At 49.5% G+C, this 23,441-nt stretch carries 23 protein-coding genes, 1 tRNA gene and 14 pseudogenes; 19 read left to right on the top strand and 19 right to left on the bottom strand.

What is annotated here, in order from left to right; genetic code table 11:
• Positions 1-8: 8 nt before the first annotated feature.
• Positions 9-938, bottom strand: a pseudogene (locus ACQGXV_RS06620) (IS256 family transposase); the annotation flags it as partial.
• Positions 939-953: 15 nt separating this feature from the next.
• On the opposite strand from ACQGXV_RS06620, the pseudogene ACQGXV_RS06615 reads away from it, so the two are divergent.
• From ACQGXV_RS06615 to ACQGXV_RS06605, 3 genes and pseudogenes are all read left to right on the top strand, one after another.
• Positions 954-1,256, top strand: a pseudogene (locus tag ACQGXV_RS06615) (DDE-type integrase/transposase/recombinase); the annotation flags it as partial.
• Positions 1,257-1,290: 34 nt separating this feature from the next.
• Positions 1,291-1,656 (top strand): IS630 transposase-related protein, encoded by a 366-nt coding sequence (locus tag ACQGXV_RS06610; protein WP_440862584.1) that lies wholly within the window; start codon positions 1,291-1,293, stop codon positions 1,654-1,656.
• On the top strand, positions 1,580-2,113 hold the full coding sequence (locus ACQGXV_RS06605) for an IS630 family transposase (RefSeq protein ID WP_440862665.1): 534 nt from the start codon (positions 1,580-1,582) through the stop codon (positions 2,111-2,113). The genes ACQGXV_RS06610 and ACQGXV_RS06605 overlap by 77 nt, the downstream gene beginning before the upstream one ends.
• 153 nt (positions 2,114-2,266) lie before the next feature.
• Here ACQGXV_RS06605 and ACQGXV_RS06600 read toward each other — a convergent pair.
• Positions 2,267-2,536, bottom strand: a pseudogene (locus ACQGXV_RS06600) (alpha/beta hydrolase fold domain-containing protein); the annotation flags it as partial.
• Between ACQGXV_RS06600 and ACQGXV_RS06595 the strand changes: the two are divergent.
• The 3 genes and pseudogenes from ACQGXV_RS06595 to ACQGXV_RS06585 form a co-directional block, all read left to right on the top strand.
• The gene (locus ACQGXV_RS06595; RefSeq protein WP_440865705.1) at positions 2,452-2,637 is read left to right on the top strand and encodes a hypothetical protein; all 186 of its coding nucleotides are present in this window, start codon (positions 2,452-2,454) and stop codon (positions 2,635-2,637) included. The pseudogene ACQGXV_RS06600 and the gene ACQGXV_RS06595 sit on opposite strands and share 85 nt — an antisense overlap.
• Positions 2,630-2,854, top strand: a pseudogene (locus tag ACQGXV_RS06590) (ATP-binding protein); the annotation flags it as partial. The gene ACQGXV_RS06595 and the pseudogene ACQGXV_RS06590, both read left to right, overlap by 8 nt.
• Positions 2,855-2,953: 99 nt before the next feature.
• Positions 2,954-3,136, top strand: a pseudogene (locus ACQGXV_RS06585) (recombinase family protein); the annotation flags it as partial.
• A 38-nt stretch (positions 3,137-3,174) separates the two neighbouring features.
• Here ACQGXV_RS06585 and ACQGXV_RS06580 read toward each other — a convergent pair.
• From ACQGXV_RS06580 to ACQGXV_RS06545, 8 genes and pseudogenes are all read right to left on the bottom strand, one after another.
• Entirely contained in the window at positions 3,175-4,386 is a 1,212-nt protein-coding gene (locus ACQGXV_RS06580; protein WP_440865703.1) for an IS256 family transposase, read from the bottom strand.
• Positions 4,387-4,520: 134 nt separating this feature from the next.
• The gene (locus tag ACQGXV_RS06575; RefSeq protein ID WP_440862665.1) at positions 4,521-5,054 is read right to left on the bottom strand and encodes an IS630 family transposase; all 534 of its coding nucleotides are present in this window, start codon (positions 5,052-5,054) and stop codon (positions 4,521-4,523) included.
• Complete coding sequence (locus tag ACQGXV_RS06570) at positions 4,978-5,343, bottom strand: IS630 transposase-related protein (RefSeq protein ID WP_440862584.1); 366 nt, start codon at positions 5,341-5,343, stop codon at positions 4,978-4,980. Before ACQGXV_RS06570 ends, ACQGXV_RS06575 begins: the two co-directional genes overlap by 77 nt.
• 39 nt (positions 5,344-5,382) lie before the next feature.
• Positions 5,383-5,646 (bottom strand): annotated as a pseudogene (locus ACQGXV_RS06565) (transposase); the annotation flags it as partial.
• A gap of 49 nt (positions 5,647-5,695) precedes the next feature.
• Complete coding sequence (locus ACQGXV_RS06560; protein ID WP_440865701.1) at positions 5,696-6,478, bottom strand: transposase family protein; 783 nt, start codon at positions 6,476-6,478, stop codon at positions 5,696-5,698.
• 377 nt (positions 6,479-6,855) lie between these two features.
• Positions 6,856-7,248 (bottom strand): annotated as a pseudogene (locus ACQGXV_RS06555) (helix-turn-helix domain-containing protein); the annotation flags it as partial.
• Between the two features lie 16 nt (positions 7,249-7,264).
• Complete coding sequence (locus ACQGXV_RS06550; RefSeq protein WP_440865700.1) at positions 7,265-7,405, bottom strand: hypothetical protein; 141 nt, start codon at positions 7,403-7,405, stop codon at positions 7,265-7,267.
• Between the two features lie 124 nt (positions 7,406-7,529).
• A pseudogene (locus tag ACQGXV_RS06545) lies at positions 7,530-7,676 on the bottom strand (helix-turn-helix domain-containing protein); the annotation flags it as partial.
• Between ACQGXV_RS06545 and ACQGXV_RS06540 the strand changes: the two are divergent.
• Positions 7,632-7,754 carry a hypothetical protein gene (locus ACQGXV_RS06540; RefSeq protein ID WP_440867855.1) on the top strand — a complete coding sequence of 41 codons (123 nt, stop codon included), beginning with the start codon at positions 7,632-7,634 and terminating at the stop codon, positions 7,752-7,754. The pseudogene ACQGXV_RS06545 and the gene ACQGXV_RS06540 sit on opposite strands and share 45 nt — an antisense overlap.
• An 85-nt stretch (positions 7,755-7,839) precedes the next feature.
• Here the strand turns inward: ACQGXV_RS06540 and ACQGXV_RS06535 are convergent.
• A pseudogene (locus tag ACQGXV_RS06535) lies at positions 7,840-8,358 on the bottom strand (aldo/keto reductase); the annotation flags it as partial.
• 112 nt (positions 8,359-8,470) lie between these two features.
• On the opposite strand from ACQGXV_RS06535, the pseudogene ACQGXV_RS06530 reads away from it, so the two are divergent.
• A pseudogene (locus ACQGXV_RS06530) lies at positions 8,471-9,283 on the top strand (LysR family transcriptional regulator); the annotation flags it as partial.
• 20 nt (positions 9,284-9,303) lie between these two features.
• Here the strand turns inward: ACQGXV_RS06530 and ACQGXV_RS06525 are convergent.
• Entirely contained in the window at positions 9,304-9,480 is a 177-nt protein-coding gene (locus ACQGXV_RS06525) for a transposase (RefSeq protein ID WP_440863545.1), read from the bottom strand.
• 292 nt (positions 9,481-9,772) lie between these two features.
• On the opposite strand from ACQGXV_RS06525, the gene ACQGXV_RS06520 reads away from it, so the two are divergent.
• Positions 9,773-9,858 (top strand) — tRNA-Leu (locus ACQGXV_RS06520).
• An 80-nt stretch (positions 9,859-9,938) separates the two neighbouring features.
• On the opposite strand, the gene ACQGXV_RS06515 is transcribed toward ACQGXV_RS06520, so the two are convergent.
• The 3 genes and pseudogenes from ACQGXV_RS06515 to ACQGXV_RS06505 all read right to left on the bottom strand — a co-directional run bounded on the left by ACQGXV_RS06515 (position 9,939) and on the right by ACQGXV_RS06505 (position 11,047).
• Entirely contained in the window at positions 9,939-10,229 is a 291-nt protein-coding gene (locus tag ACQGXV_RS06515; RefSeq protein ID WP_222159554.1) for a DUF1435 family protein, read from the bottom strand.
• Between the two features lie 149 nt (positions 10,230-10,378).
• Positions 10,379-10,726, bottom strand: a pseudogene (locus ACQGXV_RS06510) (lactaldehyde reductase); the annotation flags it as partial.
• Positions 10,727-10,765: 39 nt separating this feature from the next.
• Positions 10,766-11,047: an IS30 family transposase gene (locus ACQGXV_RS06505; protein ID WP_440867295.1), complete on the bottom strand. Its 282-nt coding sequence runs from the start codon at positions 11,045-11,047 to the stop codon at positions 10,766-10,768.
• 85 nt (positions 11,048-11,132) lie between these two features.
• Here ACQGXV_RS06505 and ACQGXV_RS06500 point away from each other — a divergent pair, with 85 nt between their 5' ends.
• Together ACQGXV_RS06500 and ACQGXV_RS06495 are read left to right on the top strand one after the other, a co-directional pair.
• The gene (locus ACQGXV_RS06500; protein ID WP_440862584.1) at positions 11,133-11,498 is read left to right on the top strand and encodes an IS630 transposase-related protein; all 366 of its coding nucleotides are present in this window, start codon (positions 11,133-11,135) and stop codon (positions 11,496-11,498) included.
• Positions 11,422-11,955 (top strand): IS630 family transposase, encoded by a 534-nt coding sequence (locus tag ACQGXV_RS06495; protein WP_440867269.1) that lies wholly within the window; start codon positions 11,422-11,424, stop codon positions 11,953-11,955. Before ACQGXV_RS06500 ends, ACQGXV_RS06495 begins: the two co-directional genes overlap by 77 nt.
• A 19-nt stretch (positions 11,956-11,974) precedes the next feature.
• Here the strand turns inward: ACQGXV_RS06495 and ACQGXV_RS06490 are convergent, their stop codons facing one another.
• Together ACQGXV_RS06490 and ACQGXV_RS06485 are read right to left on the bottom strand one after the other, a co-directional pair.
• On the bottom strand, positions 11,975-12,622 hold the full coding sequence (locus ACQGXV_RS06490) for an IS30 family transposase (RefSeq protein WP_440865698.1): 648 nt from the start codon (positions 12,620-12,622) through the stop codon (positions 11,975-11,977).
• Positions 12,623-12,708: 86 nt separating this feature from the next.
• A pseudogene (locus ACQGXV_RS06485) lies at positions 12,709-13,068 on the bottom strand (lactaldehyde reductase); the annotation flags it as partial.
• A gap of 384 nt (positions 13,069-13,452) precedes the next feature.
• Between ACQGXV_RS06485 and ACQGXV_RS06480 the strand changes: the two are divergent.
• A complete protein-coding gene (locus tag ACQGXV_RS06480; protein WP_440865696.1) occupies positions 13,453-13,605 on the top strand; it encodes a hypothetical protein in 153 nt (50 codons plus the stop codon).
• Positions 13,606-13,691: 86 nt separating this feature from the next.
• On the opposite strand, the pseudogene ACQGXV_RS06475 reads toward ACQGXV_RS06480, so the two are convergent.
• A pseudogene (locus tag ACQGXV_RS06475) lies at positions 13,692-13,889 on the bottom strand (iron-containing alcohol dehydrogenase); the annotation flags it as partial.
• A gap of 850 nt (positions 13,890-14,739) precedes the next feature.
• Between ACQGXV_RS06475 and gcvT the strand changes: the two are divergent.
• The 7 genes and pseudogenes from gcvT (at position 14,740) to trhA (ending at position 22,290) form a co-directional block, all read left to right on the top strand.
• Positions 14,740-15,834 (top strand): glycine cleavage system aminomethyltransferase GcvT, encoded by a 1,095-nt coding sequence (gene gcvT, locus ACQGXV_RS06470; protein WP_440865694.1) that lies wholly within the window; start codon positions 14,740-14,742, stop codon positions 15,832-15,834.
• 129 nt (positions 15,835-15,963) lie between these two features.
• On the top strand, positions 15,964-16,359 hold the full coding sequence (gcvH, locus tag ACQGXV_RS06465; RefSeq protein WP_440865693.1) for a glycine cleavage system protein GcvH: 396 nt from the start codon (positions 15,964-15,966) through the stop codon (positions 16,357-16,359).
• A gap of 145 nt (positions 16,360-16,504) precedes the next feature.
• Positions 16,505-19,378 (top strand): aminomethyl-transferring glycine dehydrogenase, encoded by a 2,874-nt coding sequence (gene gcvP / locus ACQGXV_RS06460; protein WP_440865691.1) that lies wholly within the window; start codon positions 16,505-16,507, stop codon positions 19,376-19,378.
• Positions 19,379-19,561: 183 nt separating this feature from the next.
• Positions 19,562-19,927: an IS630 transposase-related protein gene (locus ACQGXV_RS06455; RefSeq protein WP_440862584.1), complete on the top strand. Its 366-nt coding sequence runs from the start codon at positions 19,562-19,564 to the stop codon at positions 19,925-19,927.
• On the top strand, positions 19,851-20,384 hold the full coding sequence (locus tag ACQGXV_RS06450) for an IS630 family transposase (protein WP_440862665.1): 534 nt from the start codon (positions 19,851-19,853) through the stop codon (positions 20,382-20,384). Before ACQGXV_RS06455 ends, ACQGXV_RS06450 begins: the two co-directional genes overlap by 77 nt.
• A gap of 64 nt (positions 20,385-20,448) precedes the next feature.
• Positions 20,449-21,519: pseudogene (locus tag ACQGXV_RS06445) on the top strand (alpha/beta hydrolase); the annotation flags it as partial.
• Positions 21,520-21,642: 123 nt separating this feature from the next.
• Positions 21,643-22,290, top strand: a complete 648-nt coding sequence (trhA, locus tag ACQGXV_RS06440) for a PAQR family membrane homeostasis protein TrhA (RefSeq protein ID WP_440865689.1) — start codon at positions 21,643-21,645, stop codon at positions 22,288-22,290.
• Between the two features lie 61 nt (positions 22,291-22,351).
• Here trhA and ygfZ read toward each other — a convergent pair whose 3' ends face one another.
• A complete protein-coding gene (gene ygfZ, locus ACQGXV_RS06435) occupies positions 22,352-23,353 on the bottom strand; it encodes a tRNA-modifying protein YgfZ (RefSeq protein WP_440865688.1) in 1,002 nt (333 codons plus the stop codon).
• Positions 23,354-23,441 lie beyond the last annotated feature (88 nt).

The following is a 23,441-nucleotide window of genomic DNA, read 5'->3' as shown; positions in this document are numbered from 1 at the left end:
TCCATCGCTTAACCGGAAATCCGATCTCCATACATCAACATGAATTGGCTCATAGCCGGTTTCCAGTCTCTGATTGGTAGGGTCCATTTAGCCGAGATATTATGCAAGGCTAGATAGAATAATTTTAGCACCGAGTCATCCGTTGGAAATATTCGTCGCGTTTTCGTTATCTTGCGCAATGAAGCATTTAACGACTCTATCGCGTTGGTGGTGCAGATAACCTTGCGGATCTCCGGCGGAAAATCAAAAATGACGATGAGACGTTCCCAATTATTTCTCCACGACGGGCTGATCGTCGGGAACTGTTCATCCCATTTGGCCGCGAAGGCATCCAGGGCCTCTTCAGCGCCCTCTAGCGTTGCGGAACTATAGATAGTGCGCAGGTCAGCAGCAACGGCTTTACGCTCTTTCCAGCCGACGTAGCGCAGCGAGTTCCGCACCTGATGCACGATGCAGAGCTGTACCCGCGTATGCGGGTAAACAGCTTCAATGGCATCAGGAAAGCCCTTCAGGCCATCGCAGCAGGCGATGAAGATGTCCTGTAGCCCACGATTTTTCAGTTCTGTCATTACAGATAACCAGAACTTGGCCCCCTCGGTTTTGGCTATCCATAGCCCCAGCAGCTCTTTTTCGCCCTGGCCGTTGATGCCTAGAGCCAAGTAAACAGACTTGTTGGTCACGGCTCCGCCGTCCTGGCTTTTGACCACAATACAGTCAAGGTAAACAATGGGATAAAACGCATCCAGCGGCCGTTGCTGCCAGCGCTTAACGTCATCCATCACGGCATTGGTCACTTGAGAAATGAAGCCAGCGGAAACATCGACCCCGTAGACTTCTTTAAAGTGAGCCTGAATATCACGGGTTGATAACCCTCTGGAATAGAGAGAAATAATGCGGTCATCGAAGCCGTTAAGCTGCTTTTCGTGCTCACCGATCAGTAAGCGTGTTGCTTAATGTCGTTTTCGCCAGATTCAGAATTAACAGCCAAAGCACTACAAATGGCTTGGGAACTGCGTGGGCATCCCAAACAAGTCATGTTTCATAGTGACCAAGGAAGCCATTACACCAGTCGTCAGTATAGGCATGCATTGTGGCGTTATCAGATGACCCAAAGTATGAGTCGCAGAGGAAATTGTTGGGATAATAGTCCGATGGAGCGATTCTTCCGTAGTCTGAAGACTGAATGGGTGCCAACGACTGGCTACAAAAGCTTTAGTACTGCTCAATCATCCATTATTCGCTACATAACCCATTATAGCTAAACGACTTAATTTTGATTACATTATTTAAATGAGCTATTCAATTGATTTTAGACGTAAAGTGATATCTACACGGAAAAACGAAGGGTTGAGTATCCGAGAAACAGCGAAGCAATTTCGGATTGGCCCTGCCTCTGTATCGCGTTGGATTAATCAAATAGAGTCAAAAGCATCGACCACGCGTCAGCGAAAGATCGATAAATCCGAGTTGATAAAAGATGTTGAACAATATCCAGATGCTTACCAAAAAGAACGTGCAGAGCGTTTTGGCGTTTGTCAGAAGGCCATTTGGCAAGCGCTTAAAAAGCTGGGATTGACCTATAAAAAAAACTCTACGTCATCCGAAAGCCGACGAAAACGCCCGGCAGGGATTTCAACAAAAAAAACAACAGTATGAAAAAGAAGGTAAACCTATTGTTTTTATTGATGAAAGTGGTTTTTCACACGATGCCCCACGGACTCACGGCTATTCCCCAAAAGGTCAACGGTGTTTTGGCCTGAAGAACTGGGGAGCTAGGGGAAGAACAAATGTTATCGGCGCTTTATTAGGCACAACGCTGTTTGCTATCGGATTATTTGATATCAATATTAACAGCGATGTTTTCTATGCCTGGGTCACACAAGTCCTTATCCCAGTACTCCCTAAAAACAGTGTAATCATGATGGACAATGCCACTTTTCACAAAAAACATAATATTCAACAAGTCATCATCGATGCAGGGTATATGGTGGAGTATTTGCCTACATATTCGCCAGATCTTAACCCAATTGAGCATAAATGGGCACAAGCAAAAAGCAAAAAAAGAGAGATGGGTTGCGATACAGAGAGTTTGTTCTCAGTCCATATGGTGTAATCAAAATTAAGTCGCTTGGCTATAGCTGCACCAGGGAAATCGCGGAAGGCTGCACCGTTATAGCCAAGCGACATTATTTTGATAACAGCCAGCTATGCTTCTTTGCCGCATATCAGGGCATAGGATGTAATCATTTTTAAGTCGGTTGGCTATAACCAACAGCGCTTCGGTTGACGCCGGTGAGCGGTGTACATCCTGAATATTCTCTGGGAAGCCAGCACCGATGTTGAGCAGATTGGAGAGCCCATAGAGGGTCACCACGGCCTGAACATCCGAGGATTGATTGAGATAATCCCCTTTATCGAAGGTTTTTTCACCGTTGGTGACACCCAGCATTTGTGCCAGATATCCACCCGCAGAATCACCCAATACGCCGATACGCTGCGGATCAATGCCATATTCTGCGGCGTGTTCGCGCAGGTATAGACAACCGACTTAAAAATGATTACATCCTATGCCCTGATATGCGGCAAAGAAGCATAGCTGGCTGTTATCAAAATAATGTCGCTTGGCTATATCGCTAAACGGTATGAGTCAGGCAGCGTGGTCCTGACCAGCAACCTGCCGTTTACCCAGTGGTCGGGGACATTCGGAGATGATGAAACGCTGACGGCGGCGATGCTGGATCGGCTGCTTCACCATGCGCATATCGCGCAAATCAGCGGTCAAAGCTATCGACTGAAAGATAAGCTGAAAAGCGGTCAGATCCAGAAGAAAACTAAAGCAGCTACGCTCGAGTAATTCAAAGGGGGTGGGTCAGTTTTACTTTGGCAGGGTGGGTCAGAATTCAATCGGTATTGACAGATTACAAGCCTTACAGAGGTTGAGAAAAGGTTAAAAATGGCAAAAATTGGCTATATGAGGGTGTCAAAAAATGACCAAAACACCGATTTACAGCAAAAATTCTTGATTTGCGCAAATTGTGACCATATTTTTGAGGATAAAATCAGTGGAAAAACAGACCAGAGACCTGGATTAAAACGCGCGTTAAACTGCCTGAAATCGGGGGATACTCTGGTGGTCTGAGTCTGTAAAGAATTTCGTGTAAATGGCTCCATCGCTTAACCGGAAATCCGATCTCCATACATCAACATGAATTGGCTCATAGCCGGTTTCCAGTCTCTGATTGGTAGGGTCCATTTAGCCGAGATATTATGCAAGGCTAGATAGAATAATTTTAGCACCGAGTCATCCGTTGGAAATATTCGTCGCGTTTTCGTTATCTTGCGCAATGAAGCATTTAACGACTCTATCGCGTTGGTGGTGTAGATAACCTTGCGGATCTCCGGCGGAAAGTCAAAAATGACGATGAGACGTTCCCAATTATTTCTCCACGACGGGCTGATCGTCGGGAACTGCTCATCCCATTTGGCCGCGAAGGCATCCAGGGCCTCTTCAGCGCCCTCTAGCGTTGCGGAACTATAGATGGTGCGCAGGTCAGCAGCAACGGCCTTACGCTCTTTCCAGCCGACGTAGCGCAGCGAGTTCCGCACCTGATGCACAATGCAGAGCTGTACCCGCGTATGCGGGTAAACAGCTTCAATGGCATCAGGAAAGCCTTTCAGGCCATCGCAGCAGGCGACGAAGATGTCCTTTAGCCCACGATTTTTCAGTTCTGTCATCACAGATAACCAGAACTTGGCCCCCTCAGTTTTGGCTATCCATAGCCCCAGCAGCTCTTTTTCGCCCTGGCCGTTGACGCCGAGGGCCAGATAAACAGACTTGATGGCCACGGCTCCGCCGTCCTGGCTTTTGACAACAATACAGTCAAGGTAAACAATGGGATAAAGCGCATCCAGCGGCCGTTGCTGCCAGCGCTTAACGTCATCCATCACAGCATTGGTCACTTGAGAAATGAAGCCAGCGGAAACATCGACCCCGTAGACTTCTTTAAAGTGTGCCTGAATATCACGGGTTGATAACCCTCTGGAATAGAGAGAAATAATGCGGTCATCGAAGCCGTTAAGCTGTTTTTCGTTCTTACCGATCAGTGTCGGCTCGAAGGTACTGTTGCGGTCGCGCGGAATATCGAGCTCGATCTCCCGATTTTGGCTACGTACGCTCTTGGATGTCTTGCCATTGCGGGAGTTGCCTGAATGATTACCTGCCGGGTCATGCTTAGCATACCCAATGTGCATCTCCATCTCAGCTTCAAGAACCCGTTCCGCCAGTCTTTTAGTCAGCACCTTGAGTAGGCCTGATTCACCCAGCAGATCCTGAGGGGAGTGACAATCTTGAAGCAGTTGGTCAATAAGTTCGTTGCTGATAGGCATTTTGTTATCCTTTGAAGGTTTTCCTCAAAATGCCATTTACACAGATTATTTTACAGTCTCCATTTGGTGTTAACCCACCGTTATACCAGTGAGGTCTGACATCGCTATAATATAGCCAAGCGACTTAATTTTGATTACACCATATGGACTGAGAACAAACTCTCTGTATCGCAACCCATCTCTCTTTTTTTGCTTTTTGCTTGTGCCCATTTATGCTCAATTGGGTTAAGATCTGGCGAATATGTAGGCAAATACTCCACCATATACCCTGCATCGATGATGACTTGTTGAATATTATGTTTTTTGTGAAAAGTGGCATTGTCCATCATGATTACACTGTTTTTAGGGAGTACTGGGATAAGGACTTGTGTGACCCAGGCATAGAAAACATCGCTGTTAATATTGATATCAAATAATCCGATAGCAAACAGCGTTGTGCCTAATAAAGCGCCGATAACATTTGTTCTTCCCCTAGCTCCCCAGTTCTTCAGGCCAAAACACCGTTGACCTTTTGGGGAATAGCCGTGAGTCCGTGGGGCATCGTGTGAAAAACCACTTTCATCAATAAAAACAATAGGTTTACCTTCTTTTTCATACTGTTGTTTTTTTTGTTGAAATCCCTGCCGGGCGTTTTCGTCGGCTTTCGGATGACGTAGAGTTTTTTTTATAGGTCAATCCCAGCTTTTTAAGCGCTTGCCAAATGGCCTTCTGACAAACGCCAAAACGCTCTGCACGTTCTTTTTGGTAAGCATCTGGATATTGTTCAACATCTTTTATCAACTCGGATTTATCGATCTTTCGCTGACGCGTGGTCGATGCTTTTGACTCTATTTGATTAATCCAACGCGATACAGAGGCAGGGCCAATCCGAAATTGCTTCGCTGTTTCTCGGATACTCAACCCTTCGTTTTTCCGTGTAGATATCACTTTACGTCTAAAATCAATTGAATAGCTCATTTAAATAATGTAATCAAAATTAAGTCGTTTAGCTATACTGTTGCGGTCGCGCGGAATATCGAGCTCGAGCGCCCCATTTTGGCTACGTACGCTCTTGGATGTCTTGCCATTGCGGGAGTTGCCTGAATGATTACCAGCCGGGTCATGCTTAGCATACCCAAGGTGTATCTCCATCTCAGCTTGAAGAACCCGTTCCGCCAGTCTTTTAGTCAGCTCCTTGAGTAGGCCTGATTCACCCAGAAGCTCCTGAGGGGAGTGGCAATCCTGAAGCAGTTGGTCAATAAGTTCGTTGCTGATAGGCATTTTTTGTCCTCTGAAGGTTTTCCTCAAAATGCCATTTACACAGATCTTTTTACACTCTCTGTTCAACTGTAATACGGATGCCCGAGATTATTTTATTTTCTTGTTTTTGTTCAGGCGATAAAGGTCTTTTTCGAGTTCCTTTTTTTGGGATTTGTGTATTAGGATGCTGTTTATCTATACCTTGAAAACCGGTATCTGCCCAGATGGTTACCTCAGGAGGAATATGGCGAATTATATCGACTTTATCGAGTAAGCGTTTATCGTGACGGCGCCCATTTTTGCTCATGGGGATAAATCCAATTTGCCTTGTTTCGTCAGTCATAATAAGCCCTTTTCGAGTGGTCTGTCTTTTCTTTCCCGAATACATTTTTTTTCGCCGACGCAGATTCTTAGGCTTTTGGACAGGTCGCTCTGTCCCATCAATAAAGACGTCTTTAACTCCAGGAAAGGCGCGAAAAAATTCCTCAGCAGAGCGAATTTGACGAGCGGGCAAAACACATTCTCGCCCCAAGGTCATCTCTAAAACCGGCAATAATATTTTTACCCAGCGACATACCCGTGTTCTATCTAAACCAAAAAGAAGTCCTTGCAAATCATAGGTCGGATAACATTTTAAATACAATAAAATAAAAAGCAGTTTATCTAATGGGGTTGGGATAAATCCTTTCTGCCCTGCACCCATCTGTCGCTCGTGATCTTTTCGATTCTTTTTCCGATAAATCAAATAACAAGCTGAAAATTCAGCGGCTAAATTTTTCAATTCTTCGACTGATAATCCAATGATTGCTTTACATAAACGATTATCTCGTGGCTTTGTTGAATAATTTAACATACTGATTTAAATGAGTATTATAAAATTTTAACGACTAAATTTTACTACCGTAATGCTTTTTATTGTGCTAACTATTTGATTTATCGCTCTAACAAAATACATTTTCTGTACATGCATCCCACCTAAAGAAGTTGTAAATCAAAACGTTAAATTATTCAACAAAGCCTTATAGCCAACCGACTTAAAAATGATTACATCCTATGCCCTGATATGCGGCAAAGAAGCATAGCTGGCTGTTATCAAAATAATGTCGCTTGGCTATATCTCGTAACAACCGCTCTTTGTTGATCATTTCAAACCTTTATTCTCTAAGTTAAACCTCTTTTTATTCTCAATAGCCTGACAAAAAATGCAAGTCTCTATTCAGCAACTAGTTTGATGGTGAAATCAACCTGCATCTGTACGCCGGGTTCGGTCTCAAAGCGCGTGACCGCCTCAGTAACGGGCTGCTTCATGGGGTGTAGAAATGCGGTAAGCATGCTATAGCCGCCATCATATCCCCGTTGGCCTATCTCGCGCAGCAGCACACTGGCCGGTATCCACTGTGGTCTGGCAGCAGCAACGCGCTCGAGAACATACGGCTTGAACGGGTCAAGCTTGCATGTTGTAGGCATACGCGGCTTGTAACGCATGTCAGCCACCGGTAGTGGACTACGGATATATCGTCGAACGGTCTCGCGGGAGCATGAAAGCTGCCGCGCGATGGCGCGGATGGACATGCCTTGACGGTGTAAAACGTGAATCTCCACTCTGGTCTCCAATGTCATCATTGGCAGTGCCTTATAGCTAAGCGACATTATTTTGATAACAGCCAGCTATGCTTCTTTGCCACATATCAGGGCATCGGCTGTAATCATTTTTAAGTCGGTTGGCTATACAGTTGAACACGCCATCGCGGGTATCAAGCGCCTCGGTTGCATGACCCAAATTTTACGGAATCGTAAACCCTTTATTGATGATACCTTCTTACTCCTTAGCGCCGGTCTTTGGAATTTCCATCTCAGAACAGCGTAAAATTTACTTCAATCACCGAAACACCCTTATTTCACTATTAAGCAACACGCTTATAGAGCAGCAAACGATCGTCAAAGTTTCCCAAATCCAGCCCAGTCAGTTCGGAAATCCGGTTCAGGCGATATTCAAGCGTATTACGATGGATGAACAGCGCCTTAGCCGTAGCACCCGGCTGAACGTTATAGCCAAGCGACATTATTTTGATAACAGCCAGCTATGCTTCTTTGCCGCATATCAGGGCATAGGATGTAATCATTTTTAAGTCGGTTGGCTATAAAACTGCCATTTTTACCCTAGGTGGGTCAGATGTACATCGGCAGGTGGGCCAGTTTTACATCGGTAGCGACAGTAATTGGGTGTTCGCGGTGTGCGCGTTCCAGCAATGAAACCGGCGCTTCACTTAATCCGATATAGCGGATCTTGCCGGCGGTCACCAAATCGCTCAATGCGCCGACGGTCTCTTCAATCGGTACGCTCGGATCGACGCGGTGCTGGTAGTAAAGATCAATCTCATCGACACCGAGGCGTTTCAGGCTGCCTTCGACTGCCTGGCGTACATAATCCGGACGACCACAGACACCACGTGCATTCGGGTTGCTCGGATCGCGCATGATCCCAAACTTGGTGGCTAGCACCACCTGTTGGCGTTTGCCTTTGATGGCGCGTCCGACCAAGGCTTCATTGGCGTGTGGGCCATACATATCGGCGGTATCCAGTAGCGTAACGCCCAGTTCCAGTGCGCGGTGCAGTGTGGCGATCGCCTCTTTTTCATCCTGCGCGGTCGAATAAAAGTCGCTCATGCCCATGCAGCCAAGCCCGATGCTGGAAACCAGCGGTCCCGTTTTGCCAAGTTGACGTTGTTGCATTGTGTATTCTCCCTCGCTCGTAAGATGGAAACAGTGTGATTGTTCAGGGAATAAAGATAAATGGCGGATAACGTGCAACACTGTTCAAAAATCACCAACAATTGGGGTGTCGATGGAGCATATTCAGGCGATGCGCACCTTTGTGCGGATTATCGAACTGGGTAATTTCAGTCGGGCAGCCGAAAAGCTGAATTTACCGCGTGCCACCGTCAGCCATACGATCAAGCGGCTCGAAGCGCGTCTTGGCGTCCGGTTGTTGTTGCGCACTACGCGTCAGGTACAGGTGACGGCTGAATGACAGATTTACTACCAGCGCTGCCTGCAATTGCTGGCGGAGATAGACGAAACGGATACGCTGTTCTCACGCCAGAAATTGCGCCCCTCCGGGCGCATTCGCGTCGATATGCCACACTCGCTGGCGCGTGAGATTGTGATTCCAGCGCTGCCGCAGTTTTATCAGCGCTACCCAGAGATTACGCTGTGCCTGAGCGCCAATGATGCATCGATTGATGTGCTGCGCGAGGGGGTAGACTGTGTACTGCGCGCCTGGCAGGTGGAAGATGAGTCGTTAATTGCGCGCCATCTTCCCGCGTTGGAGCAGGTAACCTGCGCGTCGGCAGAGTACATTGAGCTTTATGGTATACCTAACACGCTGGATGATTTAGCCACACATCAGGCGGTGGGCTATTTCTCTCAGCGCACGACCCGCCACTATCCGCTGGATTTTATGTCGCAGGGGGGGGGCGAGCAGCGTATCCTAACCAGCCAGATCGATGTCAGCGGGGCGGATGTCTACGTGGCGGCGTGTCGTGCCGGATTGGGGCTGATCCAGTCTCCGCGTTATGGTGTGCGGCACTGGCTGGAAAGCGGTGAACTGGTGGAGGTTCTGCCTGAGATGCCGCCACCGGATATGCCGTTATATATAGCCAAGCGACTTAATTTTGATTACACCATATGGACTGAGAACAAACTCTCTGTATCGCAACCCATCTCTCTTTTTTTGCTTTTTGCTTGTGCCCATTTATGCTCAATTGGGTTAAGATCTGGCGAATATGTAGGCAAATACTCCACCATATACCCTGCATCGATGATGACTTGTTGAATATTATAGCCAAGCGACATTATTTTGATAACAGCCAGCTATGCTTCTTTGCCGCATATCAGGGCATAGGATGTAATCATTTTTAAGTCGGTTGGCTATATCATGTACCCTGCCGGGCATTTCCTGGCGCCGCGCGTCAACGTGTTTATCGATTGGTTGCGGGAGTGCTTCGCGCGTCCGTTATAAGGTCAATATGACGATTTTTGCAGCAAACCCAGCGCCCAAGCGGAAATAATCATTGACGTTGTTGAGAAAATCTCTAGAATTAGCCCCCGTGGTGGCACGATGCGATGCAGATCGTGTGACGGCGTTGCGAAGGTGGCGGAATTGGTAGACGCGCTAGCTTCAGGTGTTAGTGTCCTTCGGACGTGAGGGTTCAAGTCCCTCTCTTCGCACCATTTCTTAATGTTTTTCCCTTCTTTTTTATTTCTTTGTATCGATCAAACATTTTTTCTGGTACTGCGGGACATATTGCCCGTTACGGCCACGTCGTTCGAAATGCGACCACTAACGCGCTCAATCCGCCCGCCAGTGCAATGCAGGAAGGTAGCAGCAGATAATGGCGCAAGCGGGGATGGAACAGCATGACAGCGGTCGCCAGCAGCGCAATTGCCACGATCAGCTTCCAACTGTTTAGTTGAAGATCGAGCAGCGCAAGCAACGGCATCAGTGCGGCGGGTAGCAGAATACCCCAGGCACTGCTAAGGCGTTTACCCAGACACCAACTGGCGCCCCATAATCCGCATGCGGTAATCATTGCCGTTAGCATGGCTACGTTCCTCTATGGATGATGAAACTCATGAATGATAATGATAACCAATATCATATGTGAATTTATATCATTTACAGACAAGCGTAAACCCCGGCAAGCGATGCCTGGGGAGTAGAAATAGTGAAGGGAAAGCTGTGAGGGGGGTATCAGTAGATTGACTGATATAGCGCCTTGATGTGTTCGAGTGTCACATCACGCGGGTTGCCGCCAGTGCAAACATCGTCAAAGGCGGCCTGCGCCAACGCCGGAATATCCTCTTCCTTCATGCCCACTTGGCGAAGACGTGCTGGGATATCCACATCCTGAGAAAGTTGCTTCACGGCGGCAATGGCCGCTTCCCGCGCTTGTGCGATCGGCATCTGTTGTGCGTCCGTGACGCCCATTGCTACCGCGATTTGCCGGAACTTGTCGCCGGTATAATCCGCATTGAACGCCATGATATGAGGCAGCAGGATGGCGTTTGCCACGCCGTGCGGGGTGTCATAGAACGCACCGCCCCATTCCCAGTCGAAACGCAACAAAACGGTAGGGCATTATGCCGCCTGTAAGTGCGTTAAAAATACCTCATTTGGAGAACGATAACCCAGCGATTTTCGGCCTCGCGTATTGAGCAGGTGTTCGAGTGCTGCAACCTTGCGATGGGTGACATAATTGAAGTCCGTTCCCTTCGGGTAAAAACGCCGTATCAGCCCGTTGGTATGCTCATTCAACCCGCGTTCCCAGGAATGATATGGCCGGGCAAAGTAGACCGGTGCCCCCGTGACTTTTGTAATTTCCCCGTGCTGGGAAAATTCAGAACCGTTGTCAGCAGTCAGGGTTTTAAACTCGCAGAAGGTATTGGCAACGATGTCCCTGAAGGCCGCTATAGCTAAACGACTTAATTTTGATTACATTATTTAAATGAGCTATTCAATTGATTTTAGACGTAAAGTGATATCTACACGGAAAAACGAAGGGTTGAGTATCCGAGAAACAGCGAAGCAATTTCGGATTGGCCCTGCCTCTGTATCGCGTTGGATTAATCAAATAGAGTCAAAAGCATCGACCACGCGTCAGCGAAAGATCGATAAATCCGAGTTGATAAAAGATGTTGAACAATATCCAGATGCTTACCAAAAAGAACGTGCAGAGCGTTTTGGCGTTTGTCAGAAGGCCATTTGGCAAGCGCTTAAAAAGCTGGGATTGACCTATAAAAAAAACTCTACGTCATCCGAAAGCCGACGAAAACGCCCGGCAGGGATTTCAACAAAAAAAACAACAGTATGAAAAAGAAGGTAAACCTATTGTTTTTATTGATGAAAGTGGTTTTTCACACGATGCCCCACGGACTCACGGCTATTCCCCAAAAGGTCAACGGTGTTTTGGCCTGAAGAACTGGGGAGCTAGGGGAAGAACAAATGTTATCGGCGCTTTATTAGGCACAACGCTGTTTGCTATCGGATTATTTGATATCAATATTAACAGAGATGTTTTCTATGCCTGGGTCACACAAGTCCTTATCCCAGTACTCCCTAAAAACAGTGTAATCATGATGGACAATGCCACTTTTCACAAAAAACATAATATTCAACAAGTCATCATCGATGCAGGGTATATGGTGGAGTATTTGCCTACATATTCGCCAGATCTTAACCCAATTGAGCATAAATGGGCACAAGCAAAAAGCAAAAAAAGAGAGATGGGTTGCGATACAGAGAGTTTGTTCTCAGTCCATATGGTGTAATCAAAATTAAGTCGCTTGGCTATACCACTGTCTCTGCTCGCTTGTTGGGCAGTTTGCGAATGATGACCAGCTTGACGGCTTTATCGACCACCGTCAGCAGGAATGATTTCTGATCTTTGCCAAAGATGGTGTCAATCTCGAAATGCCCGGGTTCCTGCTTGAGGTCAGCAACGGCCGGCCGCTGCTCAATGCCAACACGGTTGGGAATAGGACCGCGTTTGTTCTCATCGGTCTGATAGTTATACCGTTTACCCCGATGAGGGAGCTGCTGATACAGCTCACCGCCGGCCCGGCGCTCCTGCTGGATATAGCGATAGAGCGAGTTCTTGCTGACGGACAGGCCAAATTCCAGGACCAGGCGCCCACTGATGACCTCAGGTGAGGTGTGGGTAGACAGCGCCGTTCTGATAAAGTCCTGAATGTGCGGTTCAAGCTGGTTAATCACGCTGTCCGGCCGTGTTTTCTGCCGCCGCCCTCTGGCCAACGTTTCGGCCCTTCTGCAGGAATAGACCCCGTTGAAAGCGGCGTCGGTATTGCGTCTGAGTTCCCTGCTGATGGTAGAACGAGGAAGCTCCAGTTCCCGGGCGATGGTGGCCTGGTTAACACCATCACCACGCCGTTTTTCGATGTAGAACCGCTCTTTGTGAGTCAGATGTTTTCCCTGCATGCAACGGGATCTCCAGTAGGGCCAGAACGGTGATTTTATCCGGGTCTGGCCAGTGGGTCACTTTGTTGCATTTAGACTGGGAATGGGGCACCCAGCGGGTGTGCCATACCGTGAACCAGTCCCAGGCCCACGTTGGAGAAGCCCATGCCAGCGACGTACTGTCCCAACGCCATGGCTTCCACGCCGGCGGCATGGCCCGCCACGGAATCGCGCAGCGAACGGCTGATGATTTCGATGGCCTTCAGATGCAGCATGTCGGTCAGTTCCCACGCGCCTTTGGTCGTAAAGCCTTCAATCGCGTGCGTCAAGGCATCCAGACCGGTTGCCGCCTTGAGTGAAGCGGGCATGCTGGCCATCATGTTGGCGTCGATAAATGAGACGATAGGAATGTCATGCAGATCGACGCAGACAAACTTGCGCCGTTTTTCTTCATCAGTGATCACGTAGGGCTTTGTTGAATAATTTAACCGTTTGATTTACATCTTCTTTAGTTAGAATGCATTTACAGAGAATGTATTTTGTTAGAACGACAAATCAAATAGTTAGCACAATAAAAAGCATTCCGAGAGGAAAAATTAGTCGTTGAAATGGCTTTGTTGAATAATTTAAGATACTGATTTATATAAGCATTATAAAATTTCAACGACTAATTTTTCCTCTCGGAATGCTTTTTATTGTGCTAACTATTTGATTTGTCGTTCTAACAAAATACATTCTCTGTAAATGCATTCTAACTAAAGAAGATGTAAATCAAACGGTTAAATTATTCAACAAAGCCCATCCGTATTACAGTTGAACACGCCATCGCGGGTATCAAGCGCCTCGGTTGCATGACCCAAATTTTACGGAATCGTAGACCCTTTATTGATGATATAGCCAACCGACTTAAAAATGATTACATCCTATGCCCTGATATGCGGCAAAGAAGCATAGCTGGCTGTTATCAAAATAATGTCGCTTGGCTATACCTTCTTACTCCTTAGCGCCGGTCTTTGGAATTTCCATCTCAGAACAGCGTAAAATTTACTTCAATCACCGAAACCCCCTTATTTCACTATTAAGCAACACGCTTATCGTAAACCTCGTAGGGCAGGCCCGCCTGCTCGAGCAGTGAGATGACTTTACTCACCACACCGTATTTCACCAGGTCTTTGTCGGTAACCACCAGTGCCTTGTGGAAACCACGCCGTGTTATCTCTTCCACGATATGGTTAACCGACCCCGCACCAAAATACGAGGTTTCGTTAAGGATCATTCTTTGGGTCATCGTGGCTTTGTTGAATAATTTAAGATACTGATTTATATAAGCATTATAAAATTTCAACGACTAATTTTTTCTCTCGGAATGCTTTTTATTGTGCTAACTATTTGATTTGTCGTTCTAACAAAATACATTCTCTGTAAATGCATTCTAACTAAAGAAGATGTAAATCAAACGGTTAAATTATTCAACAAAGCCGGTCATCGTCGTAATCTCCATAACATTTATGATGTTAAAGGGGTGCTGGAAAGGGTCGGGTTGCGCTAGCGATCGGGGCGGGAAACGCCCTCAAGGCGCGAAATGTTAATCCTCATAGCGTTAGCTTCTATGCTATCAATAACGGAAAGACCGTGATGGATCGCTGATAAATGGATATTACCCTTAAGTCAGTATGTATATGCGGCTGAGAAATTGCCTTCCTCTCGTTGCCATCGGTGGTGGCGTGGTGGCAGTGAGCGCAAGGTGGGTGTGATCGTCGTCATCTTTAGCGTTTTTGGTATCACGACGTAATCGCGGCCTTTGGTTGAAATAATCTAATTTCAGCCATTTTTTTGCATTATAAAAACTAATCCATTGTAAATGTCGTTGTGGCGATCATTCTCTAGTGATGTGAATATTTGTGTCACTATTTTTGTTTTAATCCTAAGTTATTGGTGTTTTATCCTAATTAATGACTTTAATTTGGCGCGTTTCGTTGCCTTGTGCTCTGGCACTCTTTTTGTCTTCTACGGCTGATATATAGTTTAACTTATAACACAGGGTGTGGTAGCCCTGTGGAAGAGGTGGTAAGTTCAACGCAAAGAAAGCGTTTGCGTGGCGTGATTCGCGCCGTTCGCAAGGAGAGGTTCGGGAAAAAATGACACAGCAAACTCCGTTGTATCAGCAGCATGTCGCCGATGGCGCGAAGATGGTCGACTTTCACGGTTGGATGATGCCGCTGCACTGCGGCTCACAGTTGGATGAACATCACAGCGTGAGGCGTCATGCGGGCATGTTCGATGTGTCGCACATGACCATTGTGGATTTACAGGGCGCACGCGTGCGCGAATTCCTGCGTTATCTGCTGGCGAATGACGTTGCCAAACTTACGCAACCGGGTAAGGCGCTTTATACCGGGATGCTAAACGCCTCGGGGGGCGTCATTGACGATCTCATCGTCTACTTTTTGACTGAAACGCATTTCCGGCTGGTGGTGAACTCCGCCACGCGGGAGAAAGATCTGGCCTGGATCGCCGAACATGCCAACGCGTTCAACGTGGCGTGGCAGGAACGCGACGAACTGGGGCTGATTGCTGTGCAAGGGCCGTTGGCGCAGGAGAAAGTGCAGGCGTTACTCAGTGCGGAACAACGCGCGGCAACGGCGGGCATGAAACCCTTTTTCGGCGTGCAAACCGGCGGCTATTTCATTGCTACCACCGGATATACCGGTGAGCCGGGCTATGAAATCGCCCTGCCCGCAGAGCAGGCAGTGACGTTCTGGCAACAACTGCTGGCGGCCGGTGTACAACCCTGTGGCCTCGGTGCGCGCGATACGTTGCGCCTTGAAGCGGGCATGAATCTGTACGGACAGGACATGGACGAAGGCGTTTCACCGCTTGCTGCCAATATGGGCTGGACCATCGCCTGGCAGCCGGAGGACAGGGATTTTATTGGTCGGGACGCGCTAACCCACCAACGCCGCGAAGGCACTGAGCAGTTGGTCGGGCTGGTGCTGCGTGAAAAAGGGGTGCTGCGCCATGAAATGCCTGTGCGCTTTACCGATGCGAGTGGCACGGTACAAGAAGGCATGATAACCAGCGGTACCTTTTCTCCTACGCTGGGTTTCAGTATTGCACTGGCTCGCGTACCGCAAGGTATTGGTGACACGGCGGTGGTGCAAATTCGCCAGCGCGAAGTGCCCGTAGAGGTGACCAAACCGGTATTTATTCGTGGCGGAAAGGCACTGGTTTGACGCCGTCCCCGATCTGACCATGATTATTGATTAACGTTAGCGCGATATATGCCGCAACACCTTGGTGTTGCACGAAGGCGGGTATCGCGCGATTCGATACGACGAAGCGATTTTTAAGGAGAGCAGGCAATGAGCAGCACAATCCCAACCGCGTTGAAATACACCTCATCCCATGAGTGGGTCCAGGCCGAAGGCGAGGGTGTCTATCGTGTCGGTATCACCGAACATGCCCAGGAACTGTTGGGGGACATGGTTTTTGTCGATTTGCCTGACGTTGGCACGCAGGTTGCGATGGGCGACGACTGCGCTGTCGCGGAGTCGGTCAAGGCCGCCTCAGATATCTATGCGCCTTTGAGCGGTGAGATCCTGGCAGTAAACGATGCGCTGGAAGGGCAACCGGAGCTGGTCAACAGCGCGCCCTATGTCGACGGTTGGCTGTTTAGTATCAAAGCGTCTGATGAAAACGAACTTAACGATCTGTTGGATGCCACAGCTTATCAGGCGCTGTTAGAAGAAGACGAATAACCTTGTCACCCTGTGACGGTTTTATCGCGCATCACGGGGTAAATCGATTTGTCAGAATGTAAGACAGCGAGCGCCCTCAACCGCGTTCGCACTTGTTGTTTGCCATGAACGTTCTAACAATTGCTTGAAGCAGGAAATACCCCTAATGACTCAGACTCTCAGCCAACTCGAACATGACGCCGCTTTCGTGGAACGTCACATCGGCCTTACGCCCGCGCAGCAGGCTCACATGCTGGAAACGCTCGGCGCGGATTCCTTGTCGGCGTTGATTCGACAGATTGTGCCGGCAGATATCCAGTTGCCCAATCCGCCAGCGGTGGGCAATGCGCTGCCCGAGCATCAGGCGTTGGCGGAGCTTAAGTCGATTGCCGGGCGCAATCAGCGCTACAAAAGCTATATCGGCATGGGGTACACCGCTGTGCATATGCCACCGGTTATCTTGCGTAATCTGCTGGAAAATCCCGGCTGGTACACTGCCTATACGCCTTATCAGCCTGAAGTCTCTCAAGGGCGGTTAGAAGCCTTGCTGAATTTTCAACAGATGACGCAAGACTTGACCGGGCTGGAGCTGGCCTCTGCCTCTCTGCTGGATGAAGCGACGGCAGCAGCGGAAGCGATGGCAATGGCCAAACGCGTCAGCAAGCTGAAACAGGCTAACCGCTTCTTTGTGGCGGAGCATGTGCATCCGCAAACGCTGGATGTGGTGCGCACCCGTGCCGAGACCTTTGGTTTTGAAGTGGTGGTCGGCGATGCCGCCGCCGCATTGGAAACGGAAGGTGTGTTTGGCGTGTTGTTGCAGCAGGTGAATACCTATGGTGAAGTGCATGATTACCGCGAGTTGCTCGCGCAGCTGAATGCGCGCAAGATCATCGTCAGCGTCGCCGCTGATATCATGGCTCTGGTACTGCTGGCAGCACCGGGCAAACAGGGCGCTGATATTGTGTTTGGCTCCGCCCAGCGTTTTGGGGTGCCGATGGGCTACGGTGGTCCGCATGCGGCTTTCTTCGCCTGTAAGGATGAATATAAACGTGCCATTCCGGGGCGTATTATCGGCGTTTCGCGTGATGCAGCGGGTAACACGGCGCTGCGTATGGCGATGCAGACGCGTGAGCAACATATCCGCCGCGAAAAAGCCAACTCAAACATCTGCACCTCTCAGGTGCTGCTGGCGAATATCGCCGGTTTCTATGCGGTGTATCATGGGCCGCAGGGGCTCAAGCGTATCGCTGAACGCATTCATCGCTTAACGGATATTCTGGCCGCCGGGTTGCAGCAGGGTGGCTTGAAACTGTGGCACACCACCTGGTTTGATACGCTGGCGGTTGAGGTTAGCGACAAGAACGCCGTCATCGCACGCGCGTTGCATGCCGGGATCAACCTGCGTACCGATCTCTATCACGGAGTCGGTATCACGCTGGATGAAACCACCACTCGAGAGGATGTCGCTACGCTGTTTGACGTGCTACTGGGCGAGGGACAAGGTCTGTCGATTGCTGCGCTGGATGCCGCATTCAGCGGTGGCTCGTCGTCCATTCCCGCTGCGTTATTGCGCACGGATGCCATTCTGACCCACCCGGTGTTCAACCGTTATCACAGTGAAACCGAGATGATGCGTTATCTGCATCGCTTGGCCCATAAAGATCTGGCGCTGAACCGTGCCATGATCCCGCTGGGGTCTTGCACCATGAAGCTGAACGCGGCGGCGGAAATGCTGCCAATCACCTGGCCGGAGTTTGCTGAACTGCATCCGTTCTGTCCGCCGGAACAGGCGCAAGGTTATCGTTTGATGATCGAACAGCTTTCCGGTTGGTTGGTGCAACTCACTGGCTATGATGCCATGTGTATGCAGCCCAACTCGGGAGCGCAGGGCGAGTATGCCGGTTTGCTGGCTATTCGCCGCTACCATAAGAGCAGAGGCGATGCTCAGCGCACGCTGTGTCTGATCCCAAGCTCTGCGCACGGCACTAACCCGGCATCAGCACAGATGGCCGGGATGGCGGTAGACGTGGTGGCGTGTGACAAACAGGGGAATATTGATCTGCACGATCTGCGGGAGAAAGCCGCGCAGGCGGGCGATCGCCTCTCCTGCATCATGGTGACCTATCCCTCCACGCACGGTGTTTATGAAGAGACCATTCGTGAAGTGTGTCAGATTGTGCATCAACACGGCGGACAAGTGTATCTGGACGGCGCAAACATGAACGCGCAGGTCGGTATTACCACGCCGGGATACATTGGCGCGGATGTGTCGCACCTGAATCTGCATAAAACGTTCTGCATTCCGCACGGCGGTGGTGGACCGGGTATGGGACCGATTGGGGTGAAAGCCCATCTTGCACCGTTCGTACCGGGGCATCAGGTGGTGCAGATTGATGGCTTGCTGACTACGCAGGGCGCGGTATCTGCTGCACCTTTTGGCAGCGCGTCCATCCTGCCTATCAGTTGGATGTATATCCGTATGATGGGGGCTGAAGGACTGAAGAACGCCAGTCAGGTGGCGATCCTCAATGCCAACTATATTGCAACGCGTTTGAAGGACGCTTATCCGGTGCTTTACACCGGTCGTGATGGCCGTGTGGCGCACGAGTGCATTCTGGATATTCGTCCGCTGAAAGAGAGCACTGGCATCAGCGAAATGGATATTGCCAAGCGTTTGATCGACTATGGTTTCCACGCGCCGACCATGTCGTTCCCGGTGGCGGGAACGCTGATGGTAGAGCCGACGGAATCAGAAAGTCAGGTCGAGCTGGATCGCTTTATTGATGCAATGCTGGCGATCCGTGCAGAAATTCAGCGTGTGGCGCAAGGTGAATGGCCGCTGGAGGACAACCCGTTGGTGAATGCGCCGCATACCCAGCAGGAGATCGTCAGTGAGTGGTCGCATCCCTACAGTCGCGAACTGGCCGTATTCCCGGCGGGGGTTGAGCATAAATACTGGCCGAGCGTGAAACGCCTCGATGACGTGTACGGCGATCGCAACCTGTTCTGCTCTTGCGTACCGATTGGCGATTACGTGTAATTCAGGTCATAAAAAATGAAAACCCGCCGTATGGCGGGTTTTTTTCGGGCTGTTTGTATCGGACAGGCCGCGATTACCCGCCCCATTCCCACTCGAAACGCAACAAAACGGTAGAGGCTTATGCCACCAGTAAGTGCGTTAAAAAATATAGCTAAACGACTTAATTTTGATTACATTATTTAAATGAGCTATTCAATTGATTTTAGACGTAAAGTGATATCTACACGGAAAAACGAAGGGTTGAGTATCCGAGAAACAGCGAAGCAATTTCGGATTGGCCCTGCCTCTGTATCGCGTTGGATTAATCAAATAGAGTCAAAAGCATCGACCACGCGTCAGCGAAAGATCGATAAATCCGAGTTGATAAAAGATGTTGAACAATATCCAGATGCTTACCAAAAAGAACGTGCAGAGCGTTTTGGCGTTTGTCAGAAGGCCATTTGGCAAGCGCTTAAAAAGCTGGGATTGACCTATAAAAAAAACTCTACGTCATCCGAAAGCCGACGAAAACGCCCGGCAGGGATTTCAACAAAAAAAACAACAGTATGAAAAAGAAGGTAAACCTATTGTTTTTATTGATGAAAGTGGTTTTTCACACGATGCCCCACGGACTCACGGCTATTCCCCAAAAGGTCAACGGTGTTTTGGCCTGAAGAACTGGGGAGCTAGGGGAAGAACAAATGTTATCGGCGCTTTATTAGGCACAACGCTGTTTGCTATCGGATTATTTGATATCAATATTAACAGCGATGTTTTCTATGCCTGGGTCACACAAGTCCTTATCCCAGTACTCCCTAAAAACAGTGTAATCATGATGGACAATGCCACTTTTCACAAAAAACATAATATTCAACAAGTCATCATCGATGCAGGGTATATGGTGGAGTATTTGCCTACATATTCGCCAGATCTTAACCCAATTGAGCATAAATGGGCACAAGCAAAAAGCAAAAAAAGAGAGATGGGTTGCGATACAGAGAGTTTGTTCTCAGTCCATATGGTGTAATCAAAATTAAGTCGCTTGGCTATAGCCTGACAAAAAATGCAAGTCTCTATTCAGCAACTAGTTTTTTGTCGCTATCGGTCTGCGTATTCCGGCACACGGCACCGTGCTCGGTGCATTGACCAAAGTCCGTTGGGAAGATTGGCTGGCGGCCACGCGTTTAGCGGTGCGCGAAGCCGCGCATTTTGTGACGCCCACGAACGGGGGAGAACGCTTACCGCTGCATATCGTTGGTTTTTCTAACGGCGGGGCGCTAACGTTGAAATATGCGCTTGATACGATTAGCGATCCCTCGTTGCCCAAGCTCGACCAGTTGGTCTTGATCTCTCCGATGATTGGCATTACGGCTTACGCGCGTTTCGCCGGTTTGGCCGGGTTACCCGCGATTTTCCCGCCGTTTGCCAAAGCGGCCTGGCTCGGTATTGTGCCGGAATTTAATCCGTTCAAATACAACTCCTTCCCAGTGAACGGGGCGCGTCAGTCTTATCTGCTCACCAGCGTGTTGCAGTCACAGCTTGAGCAGGAAGCACGGCAGCGCAGGCTGTCAGAACTACCGCCGATTTTAACCTTCCAGTCAGTGATGGATTTTACCGTCAGCACGAGAGCCGTGATCAGCGCGTTCTATAACCTGTTGCCGCAAAACGACAATGATTTGGTGCTGTTTGATGTCAATCGCACCATCAATTTCGGTCTGTTACTGCGGGATGCGTCAGCGGCGGCGATTGGGCAATGGTTGCCGCCTACCCCCCGTTTGTACGGCACCACCGTCATCACCAATGCATCGGTACACAGTGCAAACGCGGTCGCCTTTGACACCAAATCGGGCAGTATGGAAGTCACGCGCCGCGATCTTGGGATGGATTACCCCGAAGATGTCTATTCGCTATCGCACGTAGCGCTGCCGTTTTCTGACAGCGATTCGCTTTATGGCCGTTTCTCCACGCCGCCGTATGAGTTTGGTATTCCACTCGGACGCATTGCCGCGCGCGGTGAACGTGGGGTACTGATTCTCGATTTGGATACGTTGCTGCGCCTTTCCTCCAACCCCTTCTATGACTACATGATGCAGCGCATCGATGAGGTTATTCCTGGCCAAAGGGAGCCGGGGCCAATGCCGGGTTCGGTTCAAGCTCAGTAGGGTGCCGGGTTGATAAATAGCTTCAGCGTACGCTTGTACTCTGAAACTATTCTCGATTACACTCTGCTCGATGAGATTGCGCGAAGTTTGTACTGCCAATCGTACCGGGAGCAAAAACGGAATATGGTGAAATCAGAGAGTAATGCGGGTTATACCTTGGCGGAGGAGATAGCCAACAGTATCAGCCATGGCGCTGGCGTGGTGTTGGGGATTGTCGGGTTGGTGCTGCTGCTGGTACAAGCGGTGGACAATGGCGCGACGAGCATGGCTATCGCCAGCTACAGTTTGTATGGCGGTACCATTATCCTGCTGTTCCTGGCCTCCACGATCTACCATGCGATTCCCAGTCCGCGAGCTAAACCCTGGCTCAAACGGTTCGATCACTGCGCCATCTATCTGCTGATAGCGGGTACTTACACGCCGTTTCTGTTGGTGGGGCTGGATTCGCCATTGGCCAGTGGCTTGATGATTGTGATTTGGAGCATGGCGCTGGTCGGGGTGTTATTTAAACTGGCCTTCGCGCATCGTTTTGAAGTGCTGTCGCTGGTGACCTATCTGGTGATGGGATGGCTGTCACTGATTGTGATTTATCAGTTGGTGCAGGTGTTGGCACCGGCTGGTGTCACCTTATTGGCGGTGGGTGGCGCGGTGTATACGTTAGGCGTGATTTTTTACGTCTGTAAACGTATCCCCTATAACCACGCCATCTGGCATGGCTTTGTGCTGGGTGGCAGCCTGTGCCATTTTCTGGCGATCTACCTTTACGTTTAGCCGCAAAATTTCCCTTTGACGCTGTTTCCGGTAGAAACAGAAACGGCGCTCAGTGACGACATTATTCAGACAATGAGTAAGGCAGCGGTTGCAGGCTCAGTTGGCTCTCTGCTGCATCGCGCACGCGCAATACGCTATCCACTTCCAGATCGTTATTCAGTACCGCTTGCACCCACAGTGTGCCATCGCTTAACGAGCAGGCGGCGAGTATCGTACCGGTGCGACGCCAGTTTTCACCCATTTTCAGTTCCAGATCTTCGCCCGCTTCTGGTACGCGCGGTGAGGTGCCCGCCAGCCAATAAAGCGCCCGCTTATTGGCTCCGCGAAATTTTGCCCGCGCCACCATCTCCTGCCCGGTGTAGCAGCCTTTATTAAAACTGATGCCGTTAAGTGCCTGTATATTCGTTGCTTGCGGGATGAACTGCGCGCTGTTTACGTTGTCAATAATCGGCAGTGCGGATTCAATATCCAGTGCCAGCCACTGTTGGCTGTTGGCCCATTGCACGCTGTCTGCCAGTGCGGCGCTTAACGCGGCGGTGCCTTCTTGGTTCAGTACCAGAAGGAAGCGCTCAGCAGGAAGGGAAAAATAGAGCAGCGTACCGAAGGGGTGACTGACGACGGGGTGTTCACTGTCCGGCAGCGCAGAGAAGACCTCGGCTAAACGTTCGCGTATAGTGCTTCCCGCAGCACCGATAAGCTGTAGATTGTCCTCAGCGGCGATAGTGGTTTTGGCGAATACGGCGTATTTTTTTAACTCATTTAACTGCGTATCACGCAGATTGCGACGTACCAGATAAGCGAAGCCATCGTTGTGGGCAAACAGACGCAGTGCGCTCCACATTTTGCCCTTGGCATCACAGTGGCCGCAAAGTACATGTTGATCGGGGGCTAACGCGTTAACATCGGCCGTCACCTGGCCTTGCAGGTAAGTGCGCGTGTCCGGGCCGGTCAGCGTCACCAGCACCCAGTCATCAAGTGCTATCAGCGTAGCGGGAAGCTGCGCCGAGGCCATGATGGTGTTTGATTTAACGGTTTGTGCAGCAAAGGGAAATGGGGTTGCCATGGAACCATCCTCGCGAAGGTTTGCGTTTGGCCTAATGGTAAAAGAGCTTGCAGGGTTTGCAAGCAGTTATTCGTGCCATTGCCCCCAT

This window comes from Symbiopectobacterium purcellii (genome assembly GCF_052050035.1).
GTDB classification, from domain to species: Bacteria; Pseudomonadota; Gammaproteobacteria; order Enterobacterales; family Enterobacteriaceae; genus Symbiopectobacterium; species Symbiopectobacterium purcellii_A.
Note: the sequence above shows the minus strand (reverse complement) of the source record. Positions and strands in the feature narration are given on the sequence as shown.

What these genes read in the sequence shown, in the direction of transcription:
- ACQGXV_RS06610 (WP_440862584.1), top strand. Translation starts at nt 1,291, where the DNA reads ATGAGCTATTCAATTGATTTTAGACGTAAAGTGATATCTACACGGAAA.
- ACQGXV_RS06580 (WP_440865703.1), bottom strand. Translation starts at nt 4,386, where the DNA reads ATGCCTATCAGCAACGAACTTATTGACCAACTGCTTCAAGATTGTCAC.
- ACQGXV_RS06570 (WP_440862584.1), bottom strand. Translation starts at nt 5,343, where the DNA reads ATGAGCTATTCAATTGATTTTAGACGTAAAGTGATATCTACACGGAAA.
- ACQGXV_RS06560 (WP_440865701.1), bottom strand. Translation starts at nt 6,478, where the DNA reads ATGTTAAATTATTCAACAAAGCCACGAGATAATCGTTTATGTAAAGCA.
- ACQGXV_RS06540 (WP_440867855.1), top strand. Translation starts at nt 7,632, where the DNA reads ATGGATGAACAGCGCCTTAGCCGTAGCACCCGGCTGAACGTTATAGCC.
- ACQGXV_RS06525 (WP_440863545.1), bottom strand. Translation starts at nt 9,480, where the DNA reads ATGTCGCTTGGCTATAATATTCAACAAGTCATCATCGATGCAGGGTAT.
- ACQGXV_RS06515 (WP_222159554.1), bottom strand. Translation starts at nt 10,229, where the DNA reads ATGCTAACGGCAATGATTACCGCATGCGGATTATGGGGCGCCAGTTGG.
- ACQGXV_RS06500 (WP_440862584.1), top strand. Translation starts at nt 11,133, where the DNA reads ATGAGCTATTCAATTGATTTTAGACGTAAAGTGATATCTACACGGAAA.
- ACQGXV_RS06490 (WP_440865698.1), bottom strand. Translation starts at nt 12,622, where the DNA reads ATGCAGGGAAAACATCTGACTCACAAAGAGCGGTTCTACATCGAAAAA.
- ACQGXV_RS06480 (WP_440865696.1), top strand. Translation starts at nt 13,453, where the DNA reads ATGACCCAAATTTTACGGAATCGTAGACCCTTTATTGATGATATAGCC.
- gcvT (WP_440865694.1), top strand. Translation starts at nt 14,740, where the DNA reads ATGACACAGCAAACTCCGTTGTATCAGCAGCATGTCGCCGATGGCGCG.
- gcvH (WP_440865693.1), top strand. Translation starts at nt 15,964, where the DNA reads ATGAGCAGCACAATCCCAACCGCGTTGAAATACACCTCATCCCATGAG.
- gcvP (WP_440865691.1), top strand. Translation starts at nt 16,505, where the DNA reads ATGACTCAGACTCTCAGCCAACTCGAACATGACGCCGCTTTCGTGGAA.
- ACQGXV_RS06455 (WP_440862584.1), top strand. Translation starts at nt 19,562, where the DNA reads ATGAGCTATTCAATTGATTTTAGACGTAAAGTGATATCTACACGGAAA.
- trhA (WP_440865689.1), top strand. Translation starts at nt 21,643, where the DNA reads ATGGTGAAATCAGAGAGTAATGCGGGTTATACCTTGGCGGAGGAGATA.
- ygfZ (WP_440865688.1), bottom strand. Translation starts at nt 23,353, where the DNA reads ATGGCAACCCCATTTCCCTTTGCTGCACAAACCGTTAAATCAAACACC.